This window comes from Mesorhizobium liriopis (genome assembly GCF_024053505.1).
GTDB classification, from domain to species: Bacteria; Pseudomonadota; Alphaproteobacteria; order Rhizobiales; family Rhizobiaceae; genus Mesorhizobium_B; species Mesorhizobium_B liriopis.
Map to the genome: position 1 here is coordinate 372,254 of NZ_JAMXQS010000001.1, position 24,790 is coordinate 397,043.

Annotated in this window: 27 protein-coding genes; 19 read left to right on the forward strand and 8 right to left on the reverse strand. The window is 64.9% G+C overall.

Annotated elements, in window-relative coordinates:
- Nucleotides 1–480, forward strand: coding sequence for a glycosyltransferase family protein (locus NGM99_RS01725; RefSeq protein WP_252815324.1), 480 nt, complete (start codon nt 1–3; stop codon nt 478–480).
- On the opposite strand, the gene moaB is transcribed toward NGM99_RS01725, so the two are convergent.
- From moaB to NGM99_RS01755, 6 genes are all read right to left on the reverse strand, one after another.
- Complete coding sequence (gene moaB / locus NGM99_RS01730; RefSeq protein ID WP_252815326.1) at nt 477–1,022, reverse strand: molybdenum cofactor biosynthesis protein B; 546 nt, start codon at nt 1,020–1,022, stop codon at nt 477–479. The two genes, NGM99_RS01725 and moaB, sit on opposite strands and share 4 nt — an antisense overlap.
- Nucleotides 1,019–1,876 (reverse strand): 4-(cytidine 5'-diphospho)-2-C-methyl-D-erythritol kinase, encoded by an 858-nt coding sequence (locus tag NGM99_RS01735; protein ID WP_252815328.1) that lies wholly within the window; start codon nt 1,874–1,876, stop codon nt 1,019–1,021. The genes moaB and NGM99_RS01735 overlap by 4 nt, the downstream gene beginning before the upstream one ends.
- Nucleotides 1,873–2,058: a hypothetical protein gene (locus NGM99_RS01740; RefSeq protein ID WP_252815331.1), complete on the reverse strand. Its 186-nt coding sequence runs from the start codon at nt 2,056–2,058 to the stop codon at nt 1,873–1,875. The genes NGM99_RS01735 and NGM99_RS01740 overlap by 4 nt, the downstream gene beginning before the upstream one ends.
- 51 nt (nt 2,059–2,109) lie before the next feature.
- Nucleotides 2,110–2,967, reverse strand: a complete 858-nt coding sequence (locus NGM99_RS01745) for a S49 family peptidase (protein ID WP_252815333.1) — start codon at nt 2,965–2,967, stop codon at nt 2,110–2,112.
- Nucleotides 2,968–3,028: 61 nt separating this feature from the next.
- Nucleotides 3,029–3,802, reverse strand: a complete 774-nt coding sequence (locus NGM99_RS01750) for a tRNA1(Val) (adenine(37)-N6)-methyltransferase (protein WP_252815334.1) — start codon at nt 3,800–3,802, stop codon at nt 3,029–3,031.
- A complete protein-coding gene (locus tag NGM99_RS01755; RefSeq protein WP_252815335.1) occupies nt 3,799–4,023 on the reverse strand; it encodes a putative signal transducing protein in 225 nt (74 codons plus the stop codon). The genes NGM99_RS01750 and NGM99_RS01755 overlap by 4 nt, the downstream gene beginning before the upstream one ends.
- Nucleotides 4,024–4,189: 166 nt before the next feature.
- Here NGM99_RS01755 and NGM99_RS01760 point away from each other — a divergent pair, with 166 nt between their 5' ends.
- The 7 genes from NGM99_RS01760 (at nt 4,190) to NGM99_RS01790 (ending at nt 13,123) form a co-directional block, all read left to right on the forward strand.
- Nucleotides 4,190–5,212: a polyprenyl synthetase family protein gene (locus tag NGM99_RS01760; protein ID WP_252815336.1), complete on the forward strand. Its 1,023-nt coding sequence runs from the start codon at nt 4,190–4,192 to the stop codon at nt 5,210–5,212.
- A gap of 236 nt (nt 5,213–5,448) precedes the next feature.
- Complete coding sequence (locus NGM99_RS01765) at nt 5,449–7,485, forward strand: tetratricopeptide repeat protein (RefSeq protein ID WP_252815337.1); 2,037 nt, start codon at nt 5,449–5,451, stop codon at nt 7,483–7,485.
- A 73-nt stretch (nt 7,486–7,558) separates the two neighbouring features.
- Entirely contained in the window at nt 7,559–8,500 is a 942-nt protein-coding gene (locus tag NGM99_RS01770; protein WP_252815823.1) for a glycine--tRNA ligase subunit alpha, read from the forward strand.
- Between the two features lie 7 nt (nt 8,501–8,507).
- A complete protein-coding gene (locus NGM99_RS01775; RefSeq protein WP_252815338.1) occupies nt 8,508–9,155 on the forward strand; it encodes a DUF4328 domain-containing protein in 648 nt (215 codons plus the stop codon).
- A 73-nt stretch (nt 9,156–9,228) separates the two neighbouring features.
- A complete protein-coding gene (glyS, locus tag NGM99_RS01780; protein ID WP_252815339.1) occupies nt 9,229–11,409 on the forward strand; it encodes a glycine--tRNA ligase subunit beta in 2,181 nt (726 codons plus the stop codon).
- 56 nt (nt 11,410–11,465) lie between these two features.
- The gene (locus NGM99_RS01785) at nt 11,466–12,371 is read left to right on the forward strand and encodes an L-threonylcarbamoyladenylate synthase (RefSeq protein ID WP_252815340.1); all 906 of its coding nucleotides are present in this window, start codon (nt 11,466–11,468) and stop codon (nt 12,369–12,371) included.
- Nucleotides 12,372–12,553: 182 nt separating this feature from the next.
- Nucleotides 12,554–13,123: a DUF6101 family protein gene (locus tag NGM99_RS01790; protein WP_252815342.1), complete on the forward strand. Its 570-nt coding sequence runs from the start codon at nt 12,554–12,556 to the stop codon at nt 13,121–13,123.
- Between the two features lie 46 nt (nt 13,124–13,169).
- Here NGM99_RS01790 and ubiA read toward each other — a convergent pair whose 3' ends face one another.
- Nucleotides 13,170–14,156, reverse strand: coding sequence for a 4-hydroxybenzoate octaprenyltransferase (gene ubiA / locus NGM99_RS01795; RefSeq protein ID WP_252815345.1), 987 nt, complete (start codon nt 14,154–14,156; stop codon nt 13,170–13,172).
- A gap of 93 nt (nt 14,157–14,249) precedes the next feature.
- On the opposite strand from ubiA, the gene NGM99_RS01800 reads away from it, so the two are divergent.
- From NGM99_RS01800 to NGM99_RS01820, 5 genes are all read left to right on the forward strand, one after another.
- A complete protein-coding gene (locus tag NGM99_RS01800; RefSeq protein WP_252815346.1) occupies nt 14,250–14,507 on the forward strand; it encodes a type II toxin-antitoxin system Phd/YefM family antitoxin in 258 nt (85 codons plus the stop codon).
- Nucleotides 14,504–14,776 (forward strand): Txe/YoeB family addiction module toxin, encoded by a 273-nt coding sequence (locus tag NGM99_RS01805; RefSeq protein WP_252815348.1) that lies wholly within the window; start codon nt 14,504–14,506, stop codon nt 14,774–14,776. The genes NGM99_RS01800 and NGM99_RS01805 overlap by 4 nt, the downstream gene beginning before the upstream one ends.
- Nucleotides 14,777–14,830: 54 nt before the next feature.
- Nucleotides 14,831–16,096 carry a phosphoribosylamine--glycine ligase gene (purD, locus tag NGM99_RS01810; RefSeq protein ID WP_252815350.1) on the forward strand — a complete coding sequence of 422 codons (1,266 nt, stop codon included), beginning with the start codon at nt 14,831–14,833 and terminating at the stop codon, nt 16,094–16,096.
- Between the two features lie 140 nt (nt 16,097–16,236).
- Complete coding sequence (locus NGM99_RS01815; RefSeq protein WP_252815351.1) at nt 16,237–17,961, forward strand: acyl-CoA dehydrogenase family protein; 1,725 nt, start codon at nt 16,237–16,239, stop codon at nt 17,959–17,961.
- A gap of 8 nt (nt 17,962–17,969) precedes the next feature.
- Entirely contained in the window at nt 17,970–18,719 is a 750-nt protein-coding gene (locus NGM99_RS01820) for a crotonase/enoyl-CoA hydratase family protein (protein ID WP_252815353.1), read from the forward strand.
- A gap of 42 nt (nt 18,720–18,761) precedes the next feature.
- Here NGM99_RS01820 and pdxH read toward each other — a convergent pair whose 3' ends face one another.
- Complete coding sequence (gene pdxH / locus NGM99_RS01825) at nt 18,762–19,376, reverse strand: pyridoxamine 5'-phosphate oxidase (protein WP_252815355.1); 615 nt, start codon at nt 19,374–19,376, stop codon at nt 18,762–18,764.
- 26 nt (nt 19,377–19,402) lie between these two features.
- Here pdxH and NGM99_RS01830 point away from each other — a divergent pair, with 26 nt between their 5' ends.
- The 6 genes from NGM99_RS01830 (at nt 19,403) to ribB (ending at nt 24,768) form a co-directional block, all read left to right on the forward strand.
- A complete protein-coding gene (locus NGM99_RS01830; RefSeq protein WP_252815357.1) occupies nt 19,403–19,879 on the forward strand; it encodes an RT0821/Lpp0805 family surface protein in 477 nt (158 codons plus the stop codon).
- Between the two features lie 91 nt (nt 19,880–19,970).
- Nucleotides 19,971–20,912: a DnaJ C-terminal domain-containing protein gene (locus tag NGM99_RS01835; RefSeq protein ID WP_252815359.1), complete on the forward strand. Its 942-nt coding sequence runs from the start codon at nt 19,971–19,973 to the stop codon at nt 20,910–20,912.
- 80 nt (nt 20,913–20,992) lie between these two features.
- Nucleotides 20,993–21,823: an enoyl-ACP reductase FabI gene (gene fabI / locus NGM99_RS01840; RefSeq protein ID WP_252815361.1), complete on the forward strand. Its 831-nt coding sequence runs from the start codon at nt 20,993–20,995 to the stop codon at nt 21,821–21,823.
- 7 nt (nt 21,824–21,830) lie between these two features.
- Nucleotides 21,831–22,448 carry a histidine phosphatase family protein gene (locus NGM99_RS01845; protein ID WP_252815363.1) on the forward strand — a complete coding sequence of 206 codons (618 nt, stop codon included), beginning with the start codon at nt 21,831–21,833 and terminating at the stop codon, nt 22,446–22,448.
- A gap of 111 nt (nt 22,449–22,559) precedes the next feature.
- Nucleotides 22,560–23,657, forward strand: coding sequence for a chorismate synthase (gene aroC, locus NGM99_RS01850; RefSeq protein WP_252815365.1), 1,098 nt, complete (start codon nt 22,560–22,562; stop codon nt 23,655–23,657).
- 19 nt (nt 23,658–23,676) lie between these two features.
- Nucleotides 23,677–24,768, forward strand: coding sequence for a 3,4-dihydroxy-2-butanone-4-phosphate synthase (ribB, locus tag NGM99_RS01855; protein WP_252815367.1), 1,092 nt, complete (start codon nt 23,677–23,679; stop codon nt 24,766–24,768).
- The last annotated feature ends 22 nt before the right edge of the window (nt 24,769–24,790 follow it).

Genomic DNA, 24,790 nt, shown 5'->3' on the forward strand with positions numbered 1-24,790 from the left:
GTGATCCAGGCCAGTGAAGGCGACGAGGAGCGGCTGGCGCGCACGCTGGCGTCGCTCGTGGGCGGGGCCGTGGAGGGCACCGTGCGCGAGGCGGTCGTCGTACTCGGCACCGACGCATCCGGCCCCTTCAAGGTCGCCGACCACGCGGGGTGCCGTATAGCCAAGACGCTGGCCGAGGCCATCGCCGTCGCCAAAGGGGAATGGCTCCTGATGCTCGAACCGGGCGCGCGCCTGCTCGAAGGCTGGAGCGAGAGCGTGATGCTTCATGCCGCCGAGGCCGACCGGCCCGCGCGGCTCTCACGCGATGCCTCGGTGCGGCCGTCGTTCATGGCGCGGCTGCGGGCGAGGCGGCGGCCCTTCGCCCATGGCCTGCTGATCAGGCGGAAAGACGCGTCGGCGCTTTATGGGGCTAACATCGACGCTGTCCGCTTGAGGCCTCGAACTCTCCGGATTGGCGCTCGAATGATCCCGGCTTCCTAAGCCGAACGGCCCTCGCGCCGCAGATGCTCGTCGAGACGCGGCATGATCTCCACGAAGTTGCAGGGCTTGTGCCGGTAGTCGAGCTGCGCCTTGAGAATGCCGTCCCACGCATCGCGGCAGGCGCCGGGCGAACCGGGCAGGACGAAGACGAAAGTGGCGTTCATCACACCGGCCGTCGCCCGGCTCTGGATCGTGGACGTACCGATCTTGTCGAACGAAATCTGGTGGAAGATCGCGGAAAACCCGTCCATGCGCTTCTCGAACAGCGGTTCGAGCGCGTCGGGCGTCACGTCGCGGCCTGTGAAGCCAGTGCCGCCGGTGGTGATGACGACATCGATGGTGGGGTCCTGTGCCCATGCCGAGACCTGGGTTCCGATCGCCTCGCGATCATCCGGCACGATGGTGCGTCCGCCGAGCCTGTGTCCTGCTTCCTCCAACCGTGCCACGAGCGTATCGCCCGACCTGTCGTCGGCGAGCGTTCGCGTATCGGACACGGCGAGAACGGCGATGGAAAGAGGAATGAACTGGCGTTCGATGCTCATCGGGCAAACTCCGTCGTGGTCGCCTGAACGAACCAATCGGGCTCGCGCCGGGCAATCTCGGCTGCTGCGGCTTCGGCTTCATCCAGCGACGAAAAAATGCCGAACGAGGTCGCGCCCGAACCCGACATGCGGACGAATTCCGCGCCCACTGAGCGAAGCGCGTCCTGCGCCACACCGATGGTGGGCGCGAAGGCGAGGGCGGGCGGTTCGAGGTCGTTGCGGGTTTCGCGCAGCCAGCCGATGAGGCCTGCCCGGTCGCGCACCTGAAGCTTCGGCAAAGGCGGGTTCTCGCGGGTCGCGAGCGCCTTGAAGATCGCGGGCGTCGAGACACCGACACCGGGATTGACCAACACGAGCGCCAATACTGGCAGGCCATCGAACCCTTCCAGTTCTTCGCCCACACCGCGCGCAATCGCAGGGTTAGCGCTCAGGCACATCGGCACATCCGCGCCAAGCTTCAAGGCGAGCGAAGGCCAATCGCACTCCGCCGGCGGAAGCCGCCGCAAGGCACGCAGAACGGCCGCCGCATCGCTCGACCCGCCGCCGATGCCTGAAGCCACGGGGAGGTTCTTTTCGAGATGGATGGAAAGGGAGCGCCCGTCACCCGTGGCCTCGCGAAACAGATCTCGCGCGCGAAGCACGAGGTTTCCGCCATCGATGGGCACATTCGCCGCATAGCGGCCTGAAACCCGGAAACTGTCTTTGTCGGAAGGTGAAACCGAAATCCGATCGCCCGCTTGGCAGAACACCACGAGGCTTTCGAGCAGGTGGTAGCCGTCCGCGCGCTGACCGGTCACATGCAGCGCGAGGTTGATCTTGGCGGGAGCATGCTCGGCGAGCGCTTGCGCGCTCAATCGCGGGCGAGCCTGTATTCGCCGGTCTTGGGGTCCTTCACCAGCGTGCCATGCGTGCCGTTGCGCGCCTGGGCTTCGGCCCGGCGAACGCGCGCGGTCACCCGCTCGGCCTCGCGCACGAAGGTGCGGTAGCCCCAATAGGCGACGATACCCACAAGCGCGAAGAAGATCAGTTGCGGCATGAGAGCCATTCCTCGGTTACATCACTAGTCTACGACCGAGTTTCAGGTTTTTCAAAGGCCGAAACGCGCCCAAAGCGCGCGATCTTCCGCCGCGCGCAACAGCCCTGCGCCGACATCGCCAAGACCGTCATCGCCCCGGATGCCGAATACCCCCAACCGGCGCGAAAACAGCGAGCGCGGCGGCGAAACGAGCCGCAGCCTAGTCTTTTTGCCATAGCGCTCACGTAAGGTGCCGCGAATGTCGCCGAGGCGATCCACGAGGCCGAGCTGCAAGCCGCGTTTCCCCGTCCAGAACAGGCCGGTGAAAAGGTCAGGACTGCCGTCGAGCCGATCGCCGCGCCGGTCCTTCACGAGGTCGATGAAGGTCTGGTGCACTTCGAGCTGCAGCGCTTTCAGCCGCTCGACATCCTCTTCCTTCTCGGGCTGGAACGGGTCGAGCACCGCCTTGTTGGCGCCCGCCGTATGGACGCGGCGCTCGACGCCGATCTTTCGCATCATCTCGGTGAAGCCGAAGGACGCCGAAACGACGCCGATCGAGCCCACGATGGAGGAGGGGTCGGCCACGATCTCGTCGCCTGCCAGCGCGATCATGTAGCCACCGGAGGCCGCCACATCCTCCACGAACACGATCACGCGCTTGTTCTTGTCCTCGGCGAGGTCGCGGATGCGCTGATAGATCAACCGCGACTGGACCGGCGAGCCGCCCGGCGAGTTGATGGCAATGGCCACCGCCGGCGCATCCTTAAACGAGAACGCCTTCTCCAGAACGCCTGCGACACTGGCAAGCGAAAGCGACTGCCGCAGCTGTCCTCCGCCCGCCATGATCGTGCCTTGCAGCCTCACCACGGGAATGACCGTACCATCAGATCGCATGGAGGCGGGCAGCAGGCGGCGGAAAAAGCGTTTCAAGCGAGAACTCCTTGGGTCTCGCGGATGTAGGCACTGGAATCCGGTCCGCAATGGACGCGAATCAATCGCCGAAGAGCGAGGCGCGTCCATTGTTGAGCGCATCCGCGCGCGCACCGAATGCGTGGCTTGAATCCTCGTGGAGGAAAAGCGGCGGCTGCAGCGAGAGCGCGGCACGCGACCCGCGCCACGCCCGCACCACGATGCGGATGGCCGCTTGGTCGGGACGCGGATGGATCGGCACGATCGCCGCGCCGCCATAGCGGCCACGCAGAGTTTCGAGGATCACAGGCAGGGAAACCGGCCGCGCAATGATGCCGAGCCCGCCGCGCGGGCGCGTGACGGCTGCGGCACTCCTGATCCAGCGTGCCCACAGATCGGGCTCCATCACATGCGCATCGCGACGCAAAGTATCGGGGCTGGGCCGGTCCTGCGCCTCGTTGAATGGTGGGTTCATCAACACGAAATCGAAACCGTTGTCCGTGAGCCCCGAAGCCCCGCGCGCATGGCCGGCCAGCGCCACATCAGCCACCAAGAGGCCGGCGCGGGCGCGCAGATGGGCGTTGCGCTCGTGTGCCAATGTTCGCTCGGCGAAATCCGCCATTTCAGGGGAGCGCTCGACCAGAAGCACATTGGCACCCTTGCACCGCGAGGCCACCGCCAGCCCGGCCGCACCCGCGCCCGCGCCGAAATCCGCCAGCCGTCCCGCGAAATTCGTCGGCACGGAGGCAGCCAGCATCATCGCATCCGTGCCCGCCCTGTGCCCGCGCAGAGCCGGCTGGACGATCCAGAAATCGCCGCGATGAAACGCGTCGAGCGTGGAATCCTGTTCGATCAAGCCTGGCGCATCTCGTTGCCGATGCCGGCATCCTGCAATAGGCGTCGGGCGGCGGGCTCGTCGTCCTCGGCCACCAGAATGCGCCGCGCGATGATGCCGAGGGAACCCTCCATGATGCTCATATTCTGGTCGGCTAGAAGGCAGTCGATGCCCGCATCGCGTAGAAGAGACTGCGCGAAGGAGAGGACCACCGGATCATTGGTGCGGATAAGCTCGATCATGGCCAGCAAAATCGCAGGTCGGCGCTTCTAAGTAAACGCACCGTGTCAGGGTTGAGCCTTCGTGTCGCCTTGCGGGCGCGGGGCTTAAATGCGAAAGGCGCTCGCAACGGAAGGAAGCCGATTTGGCCGTAAGGTCGGATCACGCGCGTCACAGGAGAGGTCCGTCTTGGGCGTTGTTCTCAATCTCGATCAGCCAAAGCGCGACGGCGCCAACGCGTCCATTGCAGCCCTCGTCGATCTGACGGCGCCCGACATGGAGCGGGTCAATAAGCTGATCCTGTCCAAGGCGGGTTCAGATGTCGAACTGATCCCCGAGATCGCCAACCACCTGATCTCGTCCGGCGGCAAGCGCCTGCGCCCGATGGTGACGCTCGCCGCCGCCAAGATGTTCGGCTACGAGGGCGAGAACCATGTGAAGCTCGCGACATCCGTCGAGTTCATGCACACGGCCACGCTGTTGCATGACGATGTGGTCGATGAAAGCGACCTGCGCCGGGGCCGCAAGACCGCCCGCATGATCTGGGGCAACCAGGCCAGCGTGCTCGTCGGCGATTTCCTGCTCGGCCAAGCCTTCCGCATGATGGTCGATGTCGGCTCGCTCGACGCGCTCGACATTCTCTCGACCGCCGCCAGTGTCATCGCCGAGGGCGAGGTGATGCAGTTGGCCGCCGCCAAAAACCTGGAGACCACCGAGGACGAGCACTTCGCCGTGATCAAGGCGAAGACGGCGGCATTGTTTTCTGCCGCAGCCGAGGTCGGTCCGGTGATCGCCAACGCGTCGCGCAACGACCGAGCGGCCCTGCGTTCCTATGGCATGAATCTCGGTCTCGCCTTCCAGCTCATCGATGATGCGCTCGATTATGGCGGGTCATCCGCAGATCTCGGCAAGAACACCGGTGACGATTTCCGCGAAGGCAAGGTGACGCTGCCGGTGATCCTCGCATTCCGGCGCGGCACGGGCGCCGAGCGCGAGTTCTGGCGCAGCGCCATCGAGGGTGCTGCCACCGACGATGCCGCACTCGAGCGCGCCATGGGGCTGATGAAGAAGCACGGCGCCATCGCGGACACGATCGGTCGCGCCAGGCATTTCGGCGGCATCGCGCGCGACGCGCTGGCACCGCTGGAGGAAACGCCCCACAAGGCTGCCCTTCTCGACGTGATCGATTTCTGCATCAGCCGCGTGGTCTGAAGGTCTGGTCGTGTAGGCTTCGGGCAAGCTTCCGTAAGCCAAACTTGATCATCGGCAACCTTGCCGGCCAACCGCAAAAAGGCCAAGGTTCCGGGCACAAGAGCAATTCCAGCAAAAGTGCAAAGCGGTTTTGCGTTTGGAATTGCGTGAGAAATAGCAAGACAAAGCTCTTTTGGCGCAGGCGGAAAACTGCGCCCGTCCCGAATGAATCGGGACGGTTCGAGGAAGGAACCGGCATGAAGTTGGGCAGGTCCTGGAAGGCCGCATGGGCGGCCGGCACGGTGCTGATGGCGGCTACGCTGCCGCTCAGCGCGCAGGAACAGAACGCGGCGGGAGACGCGAAGGCGACGATCCGCGCAAGCTCCTTTGCCGGGGCGTTTCTGGCCGGCCGCGTGGCCGAGGTCGACAACGACTACGGCAATGCCGTCGCCTACTATCAGCGCGCGCTTCTGCTCAGCCCCGACAACAGCGAGCTGCAGCAGAACCTGATGCTGACGCTGATCGCTGCCGGCCGCTTCGACGAGGCGCTGCCGCTGGCCGAGAAGCTCAAGACGCGGCCCGAGATCGAGCGCTTCTCGCGCCTCGCGCTCGCGGTCGACGCCATCAAGAAGAAGAAGTTCTTCGACGCCGAGAACTTCCTCAAGCTCGCGCTCGAATCCGATCTCGACCGCGTCGTCACCAAGGTGATGACCGCCTGGACGCAGGAAGGGGCCGGCAAAGGCAAGGAAGCGCTGGCGACCATCGATGCCATCAAGGGCCCCGACTGGTTCCGCGTCTTCACCAAGTACCACCGTGCGCTGATCGCGGATGCTTCGGGCCAGAAGAACGAGGCGCAGAAGGCCTATGCCGATCTGATGGAAGACGCGGATGCGGCGGCCACCGCGCCCGACACCTTCCTGCGCGCCGCCGAATCCTATGTCGGTTTCCTGTCGCGGCAGAACCGCAAGACGGACGCACTCGATGTGATCGCGCGCTCGGAGGAGGCCGCGCCCGGCCGCGTCTCCACCGCCTCGCTCAAGAAGAAGGTCGAGGCCGGCGAGAAGATACCCGCGACCGCTTCCAACGCGCAGGAAGGTGCCGCCGAAATCCTGCTCAACATGGCCTCCGCGTTGAACCGCAGCGGCGGCGAGCCCTTCGTGCGTCTTTACCTCAACTACACGCTTGCCCTGCACCCGGGCCTCGACGAGGCGCTGATCCAGCTCGCTTCGGTCGATGAACAGCAGAAGAACGCGGAAGGCGCCATCAAGCTCTATGAGCGCGTGCCCGACGACTCGGCCCTCAAGCGAGCCGCCGAACTCCAGCTCGGCCTTAACCTCGCCGACCTCAAGCGCTATGACGAGGCGATCAAGCACCTGTCGATCCTGCGCGAGTCCGATCCCGACGACATGCGCACTTACCTCGCGCTCGGCGGTGTCTATGCCGCGCGTGAGGATTACCGCTCGGCGGCGAATGTCTACGATCAGGCCGCGGAGCGTTTGAAGAACCCGGAAGCCGGCGACTGGAACGTTTTTTACCAACGCGGCATCGCCTATGAGCGCCTCAAGGAATGGCCGAAGGCCGAGCCGAACTTCTTCAAGGCGCTCGAGCTCAACCCTGACCAGCCGCAGGTTCTGAACTATCTCGGCTATTCGTGGGTCGATATGAACATGAACCTCGATCGCGGTCTCGATATGATCCGCAAGGCGGTCGAGCTGCGGCCGAGCGACGGCTATATCGTGGACAGCCTGGGCTGGGCCTATTACCGCCTGGGCCGCTATCCGGAAGCGGTGACCGAGTTGGAACGCGCTGTCTCGCTCAAGCCCGATGATCCGGTGCTCAACGACCATCTCGGCGACGGCTACTGGCGCGTGGGCCGCAAGCTGGAAGCGACCTTCCAGTGGGCCCATGCGCGCGATCTCAAGCCCGAGCCGGACCTGCTCACCAGCGTGTTGAAGAAGCTCAAGGAGGGGCTGCCCGACGAGCCGAAGCCGGCGACCTCGCAGGCCACGCCGCAGCCTGCGCAACCGGCGCCCCAGCCCGAGCCGGACAAGCGCACGGAAGCCGCGCCTGCCGCACCGGTAGCGACCGAAGCGTCAGCCGAACCCGGCGCAGTGCCGGCCGTCGTGCCCGCGTCCTATACCGTGAAGGCCGGTCAGTCGCTGTGGTCCATCGCCAATGAGGCATTGGGCGACGGCAACCGCTATCGCGAGATCCTCGACCTCAACCCCGCTCTGCGCGGCAACCCCGCGCGCATCCGTGCGGGCCAGGAACTGGTTTTGCCCGCAGGCCAGTAAGTCTGCCGGACAACTTGACCGGCAAAGACCCCTTCTTTAGGGCTCGGGCACTTTTCCCGAGCCCGGAAGCCGCATCTTGTCCCGTCCCGCTCACCTCGACCCGACCCGGTCCTTCCAGGGCCTGATCCTCACGCTGCACGACTTCTGGGCCGCCCAGGGCTGCGCGATCCTGCAGCCTTACGACATGGAAGTGGGCGCCGGCACGTTCCATCCGGCCACGACCCTGCGCGCGCTCGGCCCCAAGCCCTGGCGCGCGGCCTATGTTCAGCCCTCGCGCCGCCCCAAGGATGGCCGTTACGGCGAAAACCCCAACCGGCTTCAGCATTATTACCAGTATCAGGTGATCCTGAAGCCGAACCCATCCAACCTTCAGGAACTCTATCTCGGCTCGCTCGCCGCCATCGGCATCGATCCGCTTCTGCACGATATCCGTTTCGTGGAAGACGATTGGGAAAGCCCGACGCTCGGCGCCTGGGGCCTCGGCTGGGAATGCTGGTGCGACGGCATGGAAGTGTCGCAGTTCACCTATTTCCAGCAGGTCTGCGGCATCGAATGCGCGCCGGTTTCGGGCGAGTTGACCTATGGCCTCGAGCGCCTCGCCATGTATGTGCAGAACGTGGACAACGTCTACGACCTCAACTTCAACGGCGGGGAAGGGGACGAGAAGGTTTCCTATGGCGACGTCTTCCTCCAGGCCGAGCAAGAATATTCGCGGCACAATTTCGAATATGCCGACACCGCGATCCTGTTCCGCCATTTTGAGGACGCCGAAAAGGAATGCCGCGCGCTCTTGGCGTCCGGCACGCGCGGCGAGGGCCAGCGCCATCTCGTGGTGCTGCCGGCCTATGACCAGGCCATCAAGGCCAGCCACGCCTTCAACCTCCTCGACGCGCGCGGCGTGATCTCCGTCACCGAGCGCCAAAGCTACATCCTGCGCGTGCGCAACCTCGCCAAGGCCTGCGGCGAGGCGTTCCTGCTGACGGATGCGGGCGGGTTCGTGGCCCAGGCGGCCTGAACCGGTTTTGTCCGCCTCCTTTCAGAGCCTGACCGAGCGCCTCACGCGCTTGTTGTGGATCGTCTTCGCCATCGATGTCGTCGCGCTCGTCTTCGACCTCTGGGAGCGGATCATCGCGTTTCAGATGCGCAACGGTGCCGTGGGCGACGCCATCACCGCGGCGGCATCCGCCAGCGACAACCGGCAGATGGTCATCGGCTATCTGCAACTCGGCTTCTTCATCACCACGGCCGTGATCGCCGCCGTCTGGATCAGGCGCGCGAACATGAATGCGCGCCTCTTGGGCGCGCGAGAAATGCGTTTCACGCCGAACTGGTCGATCGGCTGGTACTTCGTCCCCATCGCCAATCTTTTCATGCCCTACCAGTCGATGGCCGAAACCTGGCGCGCCAGCAGCGGCCGACCGGATTGGAAAAACGAGCCGGTGCCCGATTTCCTCAAATACTGGTGGGCGCTTTGGCTGGCCGCCAATATCGTCGGCCAGATCGCGGCTCAGCTTTATATGAAGGTTTCCGACCCCGAGAGCCTCATCCTCGGCAACACCGCCTATCTCGTTGCCGATGGCATCAGCGCGGTTCTCGATCTGGTCTTTCTCCAACTCGTCCAGCAACTCAGCGAACGCCAAGCGCAGACGGCTCCACGAAAGCACTCTTGAGCCTGGGGTGACACGGCTAAGGCCGCTTGCTAGACGCGACGCACGCCCGGTTTCCACCGCACGGACATCCTTTATGCCTGACCTTCTTCTCGAACTCCGCAGCGAAGAAATCCCCGCCCGCATGCAGCGCAAGGCGGCAGGCGATTTGCGCAAGCTCGTCACCGACGCGCTGGTGGAAGCGGGTCTCACTTACGAAGGGGCGCAGGAATACTGGACGCCGCGTCGTCTGGCCCTCGACATTCGGGGCGTGTCCGCCCGCTCGCGCGATGTGCGCGAGGAGGTGAAGGGCCCGAGCACCAAGGCGCCCGAGGCTGCGATCCAGGGCTTCCTGCGCAAGGCCGGCTTGTCGTCCGTCGCCGAGGCCCATGTCCATTCCGACCCAAAAAAGGGTGATTTCTTCGTCGCCCACACTGTCAAGCCGGGCAGGGGCGCCGAAGAGATCATCGCGAGCGCCATGCCCGGCATCATCCGCGATTTTCCATGGCCCAAATCCATGCGCTGGGGCGGCGCTTCCGCCAAGCCCGGCTCGCTGCGCTGGGTGCGTCCGCTGCAATCCATCATATGCACCTTCGGCCCTGAAACCGAAGAGCCCGTGGTCGTGGATTTCGAAGTGAGCGGCATCCGCTCGGGCAACAAGACGGTCGGCCACCGCTTCCACGCGCCGGAAGAGATCACGGTCAAGCGCTTCGAGGATTATGCCGCCAAGCTCGAAGCCGCCAAGGTCGTGCTCGATGCCGAGCGCCGCAAGGAAATCATCCGCACGGACGCCGCCAACCTCGCTTTCGCCAACGGCACCGAACTGGTCGCCGACGAAGCGCTGCTCGAGGAAGTCTCGGGCCTCGTCGAATGGCCCGTCGTGCTGCTCGGCGCGTTCGAGGAGGATTTCCTCCAGATCCCGGCCGAGGTCATCCGCTTGACCATCCGCGCCAACCAGAAATGCTTCGTCACCCGGCCGGCGGGCGCCTCGGACACGCTCGCGCCGCGCTTCGTCTTGACGTCGAACATCGAAGCCAAGGATGGCGGCGAAGAGATCGCACGCGGCAACGGCAAGGTCGTCCGCGCCCGCCTGTCCGACGCGCTCTATTTCTGGAAGACCGACCAGGCCGATCTTCCCGATCTCGCCCAGCTCGAAGCTTCCGCAGAGAAGTTCAAGCTCGACCTCCAGAAGCCGCTCGACCAGCGCATGGCCCGGCTCGACCACCTGAATGTCACCTTCCACGCCAAGCTCGGTACGCAAGGTGAGCGCGTTTCCCGCATCATGCGCCTCGCGCGCGAGCTCGCGCCGTTGGTCGGCGCCGACCCCGATCTGACCGAACGCGCGGCTGTGCTCGCCAAGGCTGACCTGCAGACCGAAGTCGTCGGCGAGTTTCCCGAACTCCAGGGCGCCATGGGCCGCAAATACGCCGCGCTGCAGGGCGAGCAGGCATCCGTCGCCCAAGCGGTCGAAGACCACTACAAGCCCCAAGGCCCCAGCGACCGCGTGCCGAGCGATCCGGTTTCGATTGCCGTGGCATTGGCGGACAAGCTCGACACGCTGGTCGGATTCTGGGCGATCGACGAGAAGCCGACGGGGAGTAAGGATCCCTATGCGCTGCGGCGTGCGGCTTTGGGTGTTCTGCGTATCGCGATCGAAAACAACATCGATCTTCCTTTGAATGGCTTGATCGAGGAGCATCTGGAGAAGTTCGGGCTCACTGATATCGCCAATCGCAATTCCGTTGCGAGCAGTCTGAGCCGCTTCCTGGAAGAGCGATTGGAAGTGGTGTTGCGAGATCGTGGTGTCGCCGCCGATCGTTTGGCCGCTGTTCTCGATCTAACGGGGCTGGTCCAGGGCCATCCTGTTCTCCGTGTCGTCAGACGCGTGCAGGCTCTTCATGAGCTGTTGAATGCTGAGGTGGGCACGAACCTGCTCGCCGGCACCAAGCGCGCCGCGAACATTCTCGCCGCCGAAGAAAAGAAGGGCACCGCCATTGCCGAGGCGGTAGATCCGAGCCTTTTCCGAGACGAAACCGAAGGCAAGCTCTTCGAGGCTATGAATCGATCCGAGAGGGAAGCCGCGCAAGCGATTCAGGCGGAAGACTTTTCGCTCGCCATGCGCGCGCTTTCCACTTTGCGCGAACCCGTTGATTCATTCTTCGAACGTGTTCTCGTGAATGATGAAGACGCCGCCGTGCGCGCCAACCGTCTGGCGCTCCTCGCCCGCATCCGCGCCGCAACGGGCGCGGTGGCCGACTTCTCCAAGATCGCCGGATAAGGATGGGCGCGCCCGCGCAAAGCCTCCCCACGCGCATCCTTCCCGTAGAGGATGCGATGGACGAGGCAGTGCGCGTTCTCGCCGGCGGCGAACCCGTCGCGGTGCCGACCGAAACCGTCTACGGCCTCGCCGCCGATGCCACCAATGGCGATGCCCTCGCGCGTATCTTCGAGGCCAAGAACCGCCCGCGCTTCAACCCGCTCATCGCGCATATCTCAAGCATGGCGATGGCCGAAAACGTCGGCGTGTTCGACCTGCTTTCGCGCCAACTCGCAGAAAAGTTCTGGCCCGGCCCACTGACGCTCGTCGTGCCGGTGCGCGAAAACAACCTTCACCCGCTCTGCCTCGCCGGCCTGTCCACTGTCGGCCTGCGCATGCCGCAAGGCTTCGCGCGCGAGCTGATCGAGCGCTTCGGCCGCCCGCTCGCAGCCCCCAGCGCCAACCCCTCCGGCGCTTTAAGCCCCACCACGGCCAAGGTGGCTTACGATGGCCTGCGGGGCCGCATCCCGCTCGTAGTCGATGGCGGTCCCGGCACGGTCGGCGTCGAGTCCACGATCCTGAAAGTCGAGGAGGGCGCCATCCGTCTCCTGCGCCCGGGCGGCCTATCCGTGGAGGAGATCGAAGCCGCAACAGGCGTCTCCGTCCAGCGCGCCGCGCCGAATGCGGCCATCGAAGCCCCCGGCATGATGCTCTCGCACTACGCCCCCAACGCCGCGATGCGCCTCGATGCGACCGAAGCCCGCGCCAACGAAACCCTGCTCGGCTTCGCAGGCACGCCCGGTGCGGCACTCGATCTCTCGCCCGGCGGCAACCTGCGCGAAGCCGCGCGCAACCTCTTTTCCTTTCTCAAGAGGCTCGATGAGGAGGGGGCATCCACCATCGCCGTGGCCCCCATTCCGATGGCGGGCTTGGGCGAAGCCATCAACGACCGTCTTGCCCGCGCAGCGGCCCCAAGGTCCTAATCTAAAGGTTTCGTTTCAGTAGAAGTGACGTGCTCTTAAGCATAGAAGCGATGGAACAAATTTAACCGACTTTCTTAAGCGGGTCGGGAAAGACAGCCTCTAAGGTGCATCCCATAGAGATCGGGAAAACCGGTCCGGAGACGGTGAAAGCCGCTCTCAGGAGCAACAGGAAGGCGATATCCATGAACACCAAGCAGGCTCTCCAGCCCAATGTTCTGGCGCGTACCATGCGCCTCGACCCGTTCTGCCTGCCGCAGGCGATGCACTACACTCAGCGCGACCGCTTCGGCGAGGTGACCTTCACGCTGGACAAGCGCGGCGCCACGATCCGCCGCCAGCTTCAGCTGAGCAATCTGCCGGCCACCGTCGCACTTCCCGCCAACGCGTTCCGCGGCGTGGCAGCAAGCGCGGTCGAAGACGATCTTGGCAATGTCACGGTGACGCTGCAGCTTCTCCACGCCGACCCGATGCTGTCGGTGCCGCTCCTGATCGCCCATGATCTCGACGATGTCGCCGCCGACTGGCGCGGCTGGGCCGATGCCTATCGCCTGCCGATGCTCCTGATCGAAGCCGATGGCGAAGCCCGCACGCTGGAAGAATCGCTGGGCGCCGTCGCCCGCTCCTCCGCGACGCCCCGACGCCAGGGCCGTGCCACTCATGCGCGTCGCCCACGTTTTCTCGCCCGCCGCAAGGTCGGTTCGCTCGGCGTCCGGCTGGTGGTGCAGGGCCAGCCGATCATTTCGGCCGACTAGGGATTGCTCACCAGTCAGCCTGCGCGGTGCTGATTGGCGAACATTCCTAAATCAGCGGCTTCACCCCCGCCCACAGCCCTGCGCCGACGAGGCCGAGAAAGATCAGCCAGCCGACCTGGTTGTTCGAGCGGAACAGGCGCATGCATTGCTCGGGATCGTCGATATCGAGGGCCGCGATCTGCCGGAAGAGATGGATCGCGGCGGCCAGCAGGCCCGCCATCGCCGGCAGCGGCGCGCCGACCATCGCGAAGCTCGATGCGAACAGGATCAGCATCCCGGCATAGAGGCCCGAGAGCCACGACTTCGTGTCGTCGCCGAAGAGCCGCGCCGTGGAACGCACGCCCACCAGCGCATCGTCTTCCTTGTCCTGATGCGCGTAGATCGTGTCATAACCGATCGTCCACATGATGGCGCCGACATAAAGCAGCACGGCGGGCGCCGCGAGCGTCCCATGCAGGGCCGCCCAGCCCATCAGCGCGCCCCATGAAAAGGCAAGCCCGAGAACGAGTTGCGGCCAGTCCGTGATTCGCTTCATGAAGGGGTAGGCCGCGACCACCAGCAGCGAAGAGAGCCCTAAGAGGATCGCAAAGCGGTTGAACTGCACCAGCACCGCGAGCCCCACCAGTGCCTGCAGCACGAGACAGCTCCAAGCCCGCTTGGTCGAAACCTTTCCCGAAGGCAGCGGGCGCGAGCGTGTACGCTCGACCGATGCATCGATCTTGCGATCCACGATGTCGTTATAGGTGCACCCCGCGCCGCGCATCGCGATGGCACCAACCAGAAACAGCACGAGATGCCAAAGGTTGGGCAACAGGTCGAGCACCGGCTCGCCCGGCTTCGGATAAGCGACCGCCGCGAGCGCGGCCGACCACCAGCACGGCCAAAGCAGCAACTGCCACCCGATCGGCCGGTCCCAACGTGCCAACTGCGCGTAGGGCCATGCCGCCCGCGGCAGCAGCCGGTAAACCCAATGCCCGCTCGGCGCATCCGCCACGCGTCCCTGCGCGGCGGTGGACTGGATGGTGTCGCTCATATGCTGGCAGTGGCAGGGCGTGGGAGCAGGGTCAAGCGGAACAGTTGCCTCGTACAGGCTGTACGATTATACGTACGCTTAAGGAGATCGCAAATGAGCAAGCACGTCTCGGCATCCGACCTGCGCACCAATCTCGCGCGCTATCTCGATGAGGTGGAAGCGGATCGCACGGAAATCGTGGTCACCCGCCAGAACCACGAAGACGTGGTGATCATGACCCGCGCCGACTGGGAAAGCCTCAACGAGACGCTTCATCTCCTGAGCACGCCGGCCAATGCGCGAGCGCTTCGTGAATCGATCGCCGAGCTTGATGCCGGCCATGGCTTCGAGCGTGCACTGACTGAGGAATGAGGATCGTCTACTCGTCGCATGCCTGGGACGACTATCTTCACTGGCAGCAGACCGACGGCAAGATGCGGGATCGCATCAACGAGCTCGTCAAGGATGCAATGCGGCATCCCTTCAGCGGCATCGGCAAGCCCGAGCCGCTGAAGAAGGGCCTGAGCGACTGGTGGTCGCGTCGCATCGATCGCGAGCACCGGCTGGTTTACCGCGTGACAGGCAATGGCGCGGATCAGGCTATCGAAATCGCGGCCTGCCGCTTCCATTACGGCGATTGACCAGCGCGCGCCGGTCGCCTACCGCGCAGGGCGCGACAGAAGCGGGAATGCGGCATGAATGTTTTGTTGATCGGCTCGGGTGGGCGCGAGCATGCGCTGGCGTGGAAGCTCGCGCAATCGCCGCGGCTCTCGAAGCTCTTCGCGGCACCTGGCAATCCGGGCATCGCGCAACAGGCCGAATGCGTGGCGCTGGATGTAACCGACCACGCAGCGGTCGCCGCCTTCTGCAAGGAAAACAGCGTCGAACTGGTCGTCGTCGGCCCTGAAGCGCCACTGGTGGCCGGTCTGGCGAACGGCCTGCGCGAGAAGGGCATCGCCGTGTTCGGACCATCCGCCAGTGCTGCCCGTCTCGAAGGCTCCAAGGGCTTCACCAAGGATTTCTGCTCGCGCTTCGATATCCCGACCGCAGCCTATGAACGATTCTCCCAGCTCGATGCCGCGCTGAGCTACCTGCGCGAGCGTGGTGTGCCGATCGTCATCAAGGCGGACGGGTTGGCCGCCGGCAAGGGTGTGACGGTCGCGACGACGGTCGAAGAGGCCCAAGCCGCGCTGCGCGATTGCTTGCGCGAGCCGGGTGCGGAAGTGGTGATCGAGGATTTCCTCGAAGGCGAGGAAGCTAGCCTCTTCTGCCTGTGCGATGGCACGCGCGCGATGCCCTTCGGCACGGCGCAGGACCATAAGCGCGTGGGCGAGGGCGACACCGGCCCCAACACCGGCGGCATGGGGGCCTATTCGCCGGCCCCCGTCATGGATGCCGCGACGCTTGAGCGCGCCATGCGCGAGATCATCGAGCCGACAATGGCCGGCATGAGGGAGATCGGCGCGCCGTTCTCGGGCGTGCTGTTCGCTGGCCTGATGATCACGGCCAAGGGGCCGGAACTGATCGAATACAATGTCCGCTTCGGCGATCCCGAATGCCAGACACTGATGATGCGGCTGGACGACGACCTCCTGCCGCTGCTGCTGGCATCGGCGCGCGGCGATCTTGGAGAAGCCGAGCCGAAGTGGAAGGACGATGCGGCACTGGTGGTCGTGATGGCGGCTGAGGGATATCCGGGCGAGCCGAAGAAGGGCACCGCCATCGACGGTGTCGAAGCGGCCGAGGCAACCGGCGCCACGGTGTTCCACGCCGGCACAGCGTTGCGCGATGGAACGCTGGTCGCAACCGGTGGCCGTGTGCTCGGGGTCACGGCGACGGGGACGAGCGTGACTGAGGCGAAGGCTAACGCCTATGCGGCTGTCGATCGGATCGACTGGCCTGAAGGGTTCTGCCGGCGGGATATCGGATGGCGAGCGGTGGAACGGGAAATGGCTGGCTGACGCATTGAGAAGGCGGTCACGTCTGACGACAACTCCTTTCTTCCCCATTCTTCATTCTCAGGCTTGACCCGGGAACCCGTACCGCGAGGATGCCGTCCCAAGGAACGCCGAACCGGCGCCACCAATCCGGAGGAGCACCCATGTACCGGGCACCCGTCGAGGAAATGGTCTTCACCCTGCGCCACGTCGCCTGCGCCGGCGATGAGGCCCTCGACCCCGACCTTCTCAACGCCGTGCTCGAGGAAGCCGCCCGCTTCGCCTCCAACGAAATGGCCCCGCTCGCCGAATCCGGTGACCGCCAGGGTCTCAAGCTCCAAAGCGGCACGGTCACCATGCCCGATGGCTGGAAGGAGCTTTACGCGCATTGGCGCGAAGGCGGCTGGGCGGGGGTGATGGCGCCCGACCAATGGGGCGGGCAGGGATTGCCCGTCACCGTCGCCATGGCCGTTCACGAAATGTGGAACAGCGCCTCCATGAGCTTCGGCCTTTGCCCGATGCTGACCAGCGGCGCGGTGGAAGCGCTCGCGCACCATGCGTCGCCCGAACTGCAGGACCGCTATCTCCCCAAACTCATTTCCGGTGAGTGGACCGGCACCATGAACCTGACCGAGCCGCAGGCCGGTTCCGATGTGGGTGCCCTGACGACCCGCGCGGTGGATCGAGGTGATGGCACCTATCGCATCTTCGGCCAGAAGATCTTCATCACCTTCGGCGAGCACGACCTGACGGACAACATCATTCACCTCGTCCTCGCCCGCATCGAAGGCGCGCCGGCGGGCACGAAAGGCATCTCGCTTTTCCTGGTGCCCAAGATTCTGGTGAATGAGGACGGCTCACTCGGGAGCCGAAACGATCTCGTTTGTGCCGGCATCGAGCACAAGCTCGGCATCCATGCTTCACCCACCTGCACCATGGTCTATGGCGACAAGGGCGAGGGCGCGGTCGGCTGGCTGGTCGGTGAAGCCAATCGCGGACTGAATGCCATGTTCACGATGATGAACAATGCCCGTTTGGCTGTCGGCATTCAGGGCGTGGCGCTGGCGGAGGCCGCCACGCAGAAGGCGCTGGCCTATGCCGGCGAGCGTCGCCAGGGCCGTTCCGCACGGCACGAGGGCAGCGGCATGGCGCCGATCCTCCACCACCCCGATATCCAGCGCACGCTTCTCACCATGAAGGCGCTGACCGCTGCTTCCCGCGCGATCTGCTACCTCTGTGCGCAGGCCCTCGCGGAAGCCGAAGGCACAGAGAACAAACCTTTCTGGGCAGAGCGCGGCGCACTGCTGACCCCCGTTGCCAAGGCCTTCTCCACCGATATCGGCGTCGAGGTTTCCTCGCTGGGCCTGGGCGTCCATGGCGGCATGGGCTTCATCGAGGAAACGGGTGCCGCGCGCTTTTACCGCGATGCGCGCATCGCGCCGATCTATGAAGGCACCAACGGCATCCAGGCCATCGACCTGGTCGCGCGCAAGCTGCCGCTCGGACAGGGCGAGCACGTGCACGGCTTCATCGCCGATTTGCGCGAAGTCGTGGAGGCCGTCCGCACCTCCAACCGCCCAGGCTTCGGCGCCACGGCGGAGAAGCTCGGTGCCGCGCTGGACGCTTTGACCGAAGCGACGCGCTTTCTGCAATCTGCCGAACCCGACTCGGCACTCGCCGGCGCCACGCCCTATCTTCGTCTGTTCGGCCTCGCCACTGGCGGCGTGCTTCTCGCCAAGGGCGCGCTGGCGGATGAAGGCGAATCCAGAACGGCCCTTTGCCGCTTCTTCGCGGAAAACCTGATCGGCCAAGCCACGGCCTTGAAAGACGAAGTCATCGGCGGCGCGGAAAGCCTCGCCCGCGCGGCCGACCTTCTTCTGGCTTCGTGAGCACGACAATGAGCGAGCACATCGAAATCACCCGCGCGAACGGCATCCAGACGATCCGGATGAACCGCCCCGACAAGAAGAACGCCATCACCCGCGCGATGTATGACGCCATGGCGCAGGCCCTGCGCGACGGCGAGGCGGACGACGCAACGCGCGTTCACGTCTTTTTCGGCGTGCCCGGCGCGTTTTCGGCTGGCAACGATCTCGCGGATTTTCTGGCTGTCGCCACTGGCGGCGAGGTCGGCCGCGAGGTCTGGGCCTTTCTCGAAGCACTGGCCTCGACCGACAAGCCGGTTCTGTCCGGCGTCGACGGCATCGCGGTCGGCATCGGCACCACGCTCAACCTCCATTGCGACCTGACCTTCGCCACCGCGCGCACCGTCTTGCGCACGCCCTTCGTCGATCTGGGCCTCGTGCCTGAAGCCGCATCGAGCCTGCTCGTGCCGAACCTTATCGGCCACCAGCGCGCCTTTGCGCTTTTGTGCATGGGTAAGGGGATGACGGCAGATGAAGCTATGGCTTCGGGTCTGATCGCGAAGGTCGTGGAAGAAGATGCGCTGGAAGCTGCAGTCCTTGACGCCGCCACCCGTCTCGCCGCCAAGCCGCGCGAAGCACTGCGAATCTCGCGCGCGCTGCTGAGACCGTCACGCGATGCGGTGACTGGGCGGATCAAAGAGGAAGGGCGGTTGTTCGCCGAGCGGCTTCGGTCTGATGAGGCGCGGCAGGCCTTTCAGGCGTTCATGGCGCGGAAGGGGTGACCTCTCCACCGGCAAAGCTTCCGCCGCTTCGAGCGAAAGCTCTCACGGATAAAGCCGCTCCGTCGCCCACCGGTCGCCATCCTTCTTGAACACCACCCGGTCATGCAACCGAAACGGCCGGTCGTGCCAGAACTCGATTGTCTCCGGCACCAGCCGAAATCCCGACCAATAGGTTGGCCGCGGCACAGTGTCCTCTCCGAACCGCTCTGTCTGCGCGACCACCGCCTCTTCCAGCTCCTCGCGCGATCCCAACGCCCGCGATTGCTTCGAAGCCCATGCCCCGATCTGGCTGCCGCGCGGCCGTGTCGCGAAATAGGCATCCGCCTCGTCGTCCGATACCACCTCCACATGGCCCCGCACGCGCACCGAGCGGCGCAGCGATTTCCAGTGAAAGCACATCGCAGCCTTCATCGAGGCAAGGATCTCGCGGCCCTTGGCGCTTTCGAAGTTCGTGAAAATCGTGAAGCCGCGCTCGTCGAAGCCGTTCATCAGCACCATGCGCACATCCGGCAGCCCGTCCGCATCGACGCTCGCCAGCGCCACCGCATGCGGGTCGTTGATCTCGCTTGCCTTGGCGTCCTCCAGCCATTCACGAAACAGCGAAAACGGCTCATCACGCTTCGTGAAGTCACTTTCGGTTAAGGTTGCTGCGCTCATAGTTTTACTCGTATATGGGAAAGCCAATGGGACATCGCCGATTGACCGACCTCGCGCAAGCGCCGCTCAGCCGCAACCGGATTGCCACGCCCCGTCTGATGCTTCTTTCGGGGTGCTTCGTGGCCGTTGCCGCCTTAACGGGCTGCGCGTCGAAAGGTGCCGATCTGAAAACGGCGGAAGTCGATCGCACGCTCTACACGAGCGAGGTGAAGCCAGACGCGAAGGCGTCCGAGCCCGAGCGCATTTCCGACGAGGCGACCATCCGCAATGCCGTGTCGGCTGCCGATGTCCAGACGCAGGGCACGCAGGAGCTGGCCTGGGCGAATTCCGAGACCGGCTCGCGCGGGGCCATCACGGCCATGGCCGAGCACCAGAACGGCGACCAACTCTGCCGCCGCTTCACCACGTCGCGCGAAAGCTATGACGGGGTTGCCCTTTATCAGGGCGAAGCCTGCAAGCAGCAGTCGGGCGATTGGCGGCTGCAGAACTTCAAGCCGTTGTAAGAGTTGAGGATTTCGCGAGTCCCCATCTGGAACTCGCCTTTCCGAGGTCGCATATAGAACGGGACCACACCGTTCCGAGGCAAATGAACCCATGAGCGACCCGTACCAGGTGCTGGGCGTCAACAAGGACGCCTCGGCCAAAGACATCAAATCGGCCTTCCGCAAGCTGGCCAAGAAATACCATCCGGACCAGAACCCCGACGATCCCAAGGCCAAGGACCGCTTCTCCGCCGTCAACCAGGCCTATGAGATCCTGGGCGAGGACGACAAGCGCAAGGCCTATGACCGCGGCGAGATCGACGCCGAGGGGAAGCCGCGCTTCCAGGGCTTCAACGGCGCCGATGGCGACCCGTTCGCGGGCTTCCGCCAGCGCGGTGGTGGCGCGGGCGATGGTCCCGGCGGCATGCGCTGGGAGTTCTCTTCGAACCGTCCCGGCGCGGGCGCGGGTGCGGCCGATTTTGACGCGGACATCTTTTCCGACATTTTCGGCCAGGCCTTCGGTGGCGGCCGTCAGGCCGGTGCCGGCATGCGCCGCCCGCCCGCCAAGGGCGCGGACTTGTCCGCCGCACTCGACATCTCGGTCGAAGATGTGGCAACCGCCGCGCGCGTCAACGCGCTGTTCCCGAACGGCAAGCAGTTGGCCGTCAAGCTTCCCGCCTTCGTCGAGGACGGCCAGACCATCCGCCTGAAGGGGCAGGGCGAGGAGGGCCCCGGCGGCGCGGGTGATGCCATGATCCAGCTGCGCATTCGTCCCCATCCGCGCTTCCGCCTCGAAGGCCGCGACGTGCATGTGGATGTGCCGGTGCCGCTCAAGGATGCCGTGTTGGGCGGCAAGGTTTCGGTCGAGACGCCCACCGGTCGTCTCGCCGTTTCGGTGCCCGCATGGTCCAGCTCCGACAAGGTCCTGCGCCTCAAGGGCAAGGGTCTGCCCGTGAAGACGGGCGGCCATGCCGATCTCTACGCGCATCTGCGCATCATGCTGCCCGAAGGCGGTGATGCTGCGCTGGAACAGTTCTTGAGAACCACGGCGTAAGCATCTCCAAAGCTTGAAGCTCTTGGGGGCCTATGCGATAGGGCCGTAAAGAGTATATCAAAGTTTAGGGATGGAAGCGCATGGCAGCGGGCGAAGCGACCGGCACAGGGCTGATGGCAGGCAAGAAGGGCTTGATCCTGGGCGTCGCCAATAATCGCTCGATCGCCTACGGCATCGCCAAGGCCGCGCGCGACCACGGTGCCGAGATCGCGCTGACTTATCAGGGCGAAGCCTTCAAGAAGCGCGTCGAACCGCTCGCCAACGAGCTCGGCGCGCATCTCGCCGGCTATTGCGACGTCACCGATCCGGCAAGCCTCGACGCCGTGTTCGACGGCGTCAAGGAGAAGTGGGGCAAGCTCGACTTCCTCGTCCATGCCATCGCCTTTTCCGACAAGGACGAGCTTGACGGCCGCTACCTCGACACCACGCGCGACAACTTCCTGCGCACGATGGATATCTCGGTCTATTCCTTCACCACCATCGCCAAGCGCGCCGAGCCGCTGATGACCGATGGCGGCTCGCTTTTGACGCTCACTTACTACGGCGCCGAGAAGGTGATGCCGCACTACAATGTCATGGGTGTCGCCAAGGCCGCGCTCGAGGCTTCCGTGCGCTATCTCGCGGTTGATCTCGGCGGCAGCCGCATCCGCGTCAACGCGATCTCGGCAGGCCCCATCAAGACGCTGGCCGCAAGCGGCATCGGCGACTTCCGCTACATCCTCAAGTGGAACGAGTACAATTCGCCGCTCAAGCGCACCGTGACACCGGAAGAGGTCGGCGATTCCGCACTCTATTTCCTGTCCGACCTGTCGCGCGGTGTCACGGGCGAGGTGCACCATGTCGATTCGGGCTACCACGTGGTCGGCATGAAGGCTGTGGACGCGCCCGACATCTCCACCGTCAAGGACTGATCCACACATGTCGCTGAGTGATGCGGAGGCGATCGGACGCCTCCCGCTCATCTATTTCGTGCGCCATGGCGAAACCGCCTGGAATGCCGAAGGCCGCCTTCAGGGTCAGTCTGATATCGACATTTCGCCGGTTGGCCGAAGCCAAGCCGATCGCAACGGCCGTGAGCTCAAATCGCTGATCGGCTCGGCCGAAGGTTTCGATTTCGTCGCAAGCCCCATGCGCCGCACGCGCGAAACCATGGAGCGCCTGCGCGCGGCCATGGACCTCGACCCGCACGCCTACCGCACCGACCAGCGTCTGGTGGAACTTTCCTTCGGCGACTGGCAGGGCTTCAGCTACGAAGACCTCGAAAAGCGTGATCCCGGCATCACGGCCGAACGCGCCGCCGACAAATGGCGCTTCGTGCCGCCGGGCGAGGGGGCCGAAAGCTATGCGCTCCTGCTCGAACGCGTGCGCCCAGCCATCCTCGGTTTCCGCGAACCTACCATCTGCGTCACCCATGGCGGCATCATCCGCACGCTGTTCGTGATGTCCGGCATGCTGACACCGGACGAGGCCTCAGTGGTCGATACCCCGCAGAACAAGATCCTGCGCCTGGAAGGCGGCAAGCTCGCCTGGTTCTGAGAAAATCGTTCCGTGAAGCACCGGCTTGGCGCAACAGCCTTTTGTTGACCCGCTCGCAACAGCCGGTTTAGACGCTCTCAGCCCGCCGCGTCAGAAGTTCTCGCCCGCCCCATGTCCCACAACACGTTCGGCCATTTGTTCCGTGTCACCACCTGGGGTGAGAGCCATGGGCCGGCGCTCGGCTGCGTGGTCGATGGCTGCCCGCCCGGCATCCGCTTCCGCCGCGAGGATATCCAGCACGATCTCGACCGCCGCCGCCCTGGCCAGTCACGCTTCGTGACGCAGCGCCGCGAGCCCGACGAAGTGAAGATCCTGTCCGGTGTGCTGGAAGAAGAGGACGGCACGCTGGTCACCACCGGCACTCCCGTTTCCATGCTGATCGAGAACGTCGATCAGCGCTCCAAGGATTATGGCGAGATCGCCCGCCAATACCGCCCCGGTCATGCCGACTACGCCTATGAAGCCAAGTACGGATTGCGCGACCATCGCGGCGGCGGGCGCTCCTCCGCGCGCGAGACCGCGGCACGCGTGGCCGCCGGTGCCCTGGCCCGCAAAGTCATCCCTGATGTCACGATCCGCGCCGCACTCGTCTCGATGGGCACGAAGCAGATCGACCGCGCGAACTGGGATTGGGATTTCACCGAGCACGCCGATAACCCGTTCTTCACGCCCGACCCGCAATCCGTTCCCCTCTTCGCCGACTATCTCGATGGCATCCGCAAAAACGGCTCTTCCGTGGGTGCCGTGATCGAGGTCGTGGCAGACGGCGTACCAGCCGGCTGGGGCGCCCCGCTTTACGCCAAGCTCGACGCGGAGATCGCCGGCGCGCTCATGTCCATCAACGCCGTGAAAGGCGTCGAGATCGGTTTGGGCTTCGAAGCCGCGCGGATCACCGGCGAAGAGAACGCCGACGAAATGCGCGCCGGCAACGAAGGCACGCCGCGTTTCCTCTCCAACAAGGCCGGCGGCGTGCTCGGCGGCATCTCGACCGGCCAGCCCATCGTCGCGCGCTTCGCGGTGAAGCCGACCTCTTCGATTCTCACACCGCGCCAGTCGGTCGACAAGGACGGCCAGGAGGTCGATGTGATGACCAAGGGCCGCCACGACCCTTGCGTCGGCATCCGCGCCGTGCCCATCGGCGAAGCCATGCTCGCCTGCGTGCTTGCCGACCATTTCCTTCGCCATCGCGGCCAGACCGGCCGCTCGTAAAGCTTACGGAACAGCGCTCATGTCCTTCGATCAGAAACGCGTCGCAGAAGCCATCCGCGCCTTCGAGCGCGGCGAGATCGTGGTGGTGACCGACGATGACGGGCGCGAGAACGAGGGCGACCTGATCGTCGCGGCCGTCCACTGCACGCCCGAAAAGATGGCCTTCATCGTGCGCCACACCAGCGGCATCGTCTGCACGCCCATGCCGCGCGCCGAAGCCAAGCGCCTGAATCTGTCCGCCATGGTCGCCGAAAACGATTCGGCCCACACCACGGCCTTCACCGTTTCCGTCGATTTCAAGCACGGCACCACAACCGGCATCTCGGCCGACGACCGCACGCTGACGGTCCGCAACCTCGCTAATGCCAATGCCGGTGCATCCGATTTCGTGCGCCCCGGCCACATCTTCCCGTTGGTCGCCCGCGAGGGCGGTGTGCTGATGCGCTCGGGCCATACGGAAGCGGCGGTCGATCTCTGCAAGCTCGCCGGCCTGCCGCCCATCGGCGTGATTTGCGAACTGGTCAACGATGACGGCACCGTCACACGTGGGCCGCAGGTGGCCGATTTCGCCCAGAAGCACGGCCTCAAGCAGGTTTCCGTCGCCGACCTCATCGCATGGCGCCAGCGTCAGGAAACGCTGGTCGAGCGCGTTGCCACCTTCGATGTCGAGACGCCCGCCGGCCGTGCCAAGGCGCACGCCTACACGCTGCCCTGGGACCCGATGCAGCATCTCGCGATCGTCTTCGGCGACATTCGAGACGGCGAAGAGGTACCGGTGCGGCTCCATCTCGAAAACGTGGTGCAGGATGTGTTCGGCGCGACATCTTCGCTCGAAGGCGTGCTCGCACGCATGGGCGAGAAGAAGCGCGGCGTGGTCATCTACCTGCGCGAAGGCTCGGTCGGCGTCGGTGCGTCCGACACCGCGCGCAACCGGAGCGAGGCGCATGCCGAGGCGCGCAACCGCGAAAACGAATGGCGCGAGATCGGCCTGGGCGCGCAGATCCTCAAGGATCTCGGCATTTCGTCCATCGAACTCATCGCCACCCGTGAGCGTCATTATGTCGGCCTCGAAGGCTTCGGCATCCGCATCGCCCGCACTGTTGCGTCGTAAGGCGTCCGCCTGATGCTGGTCG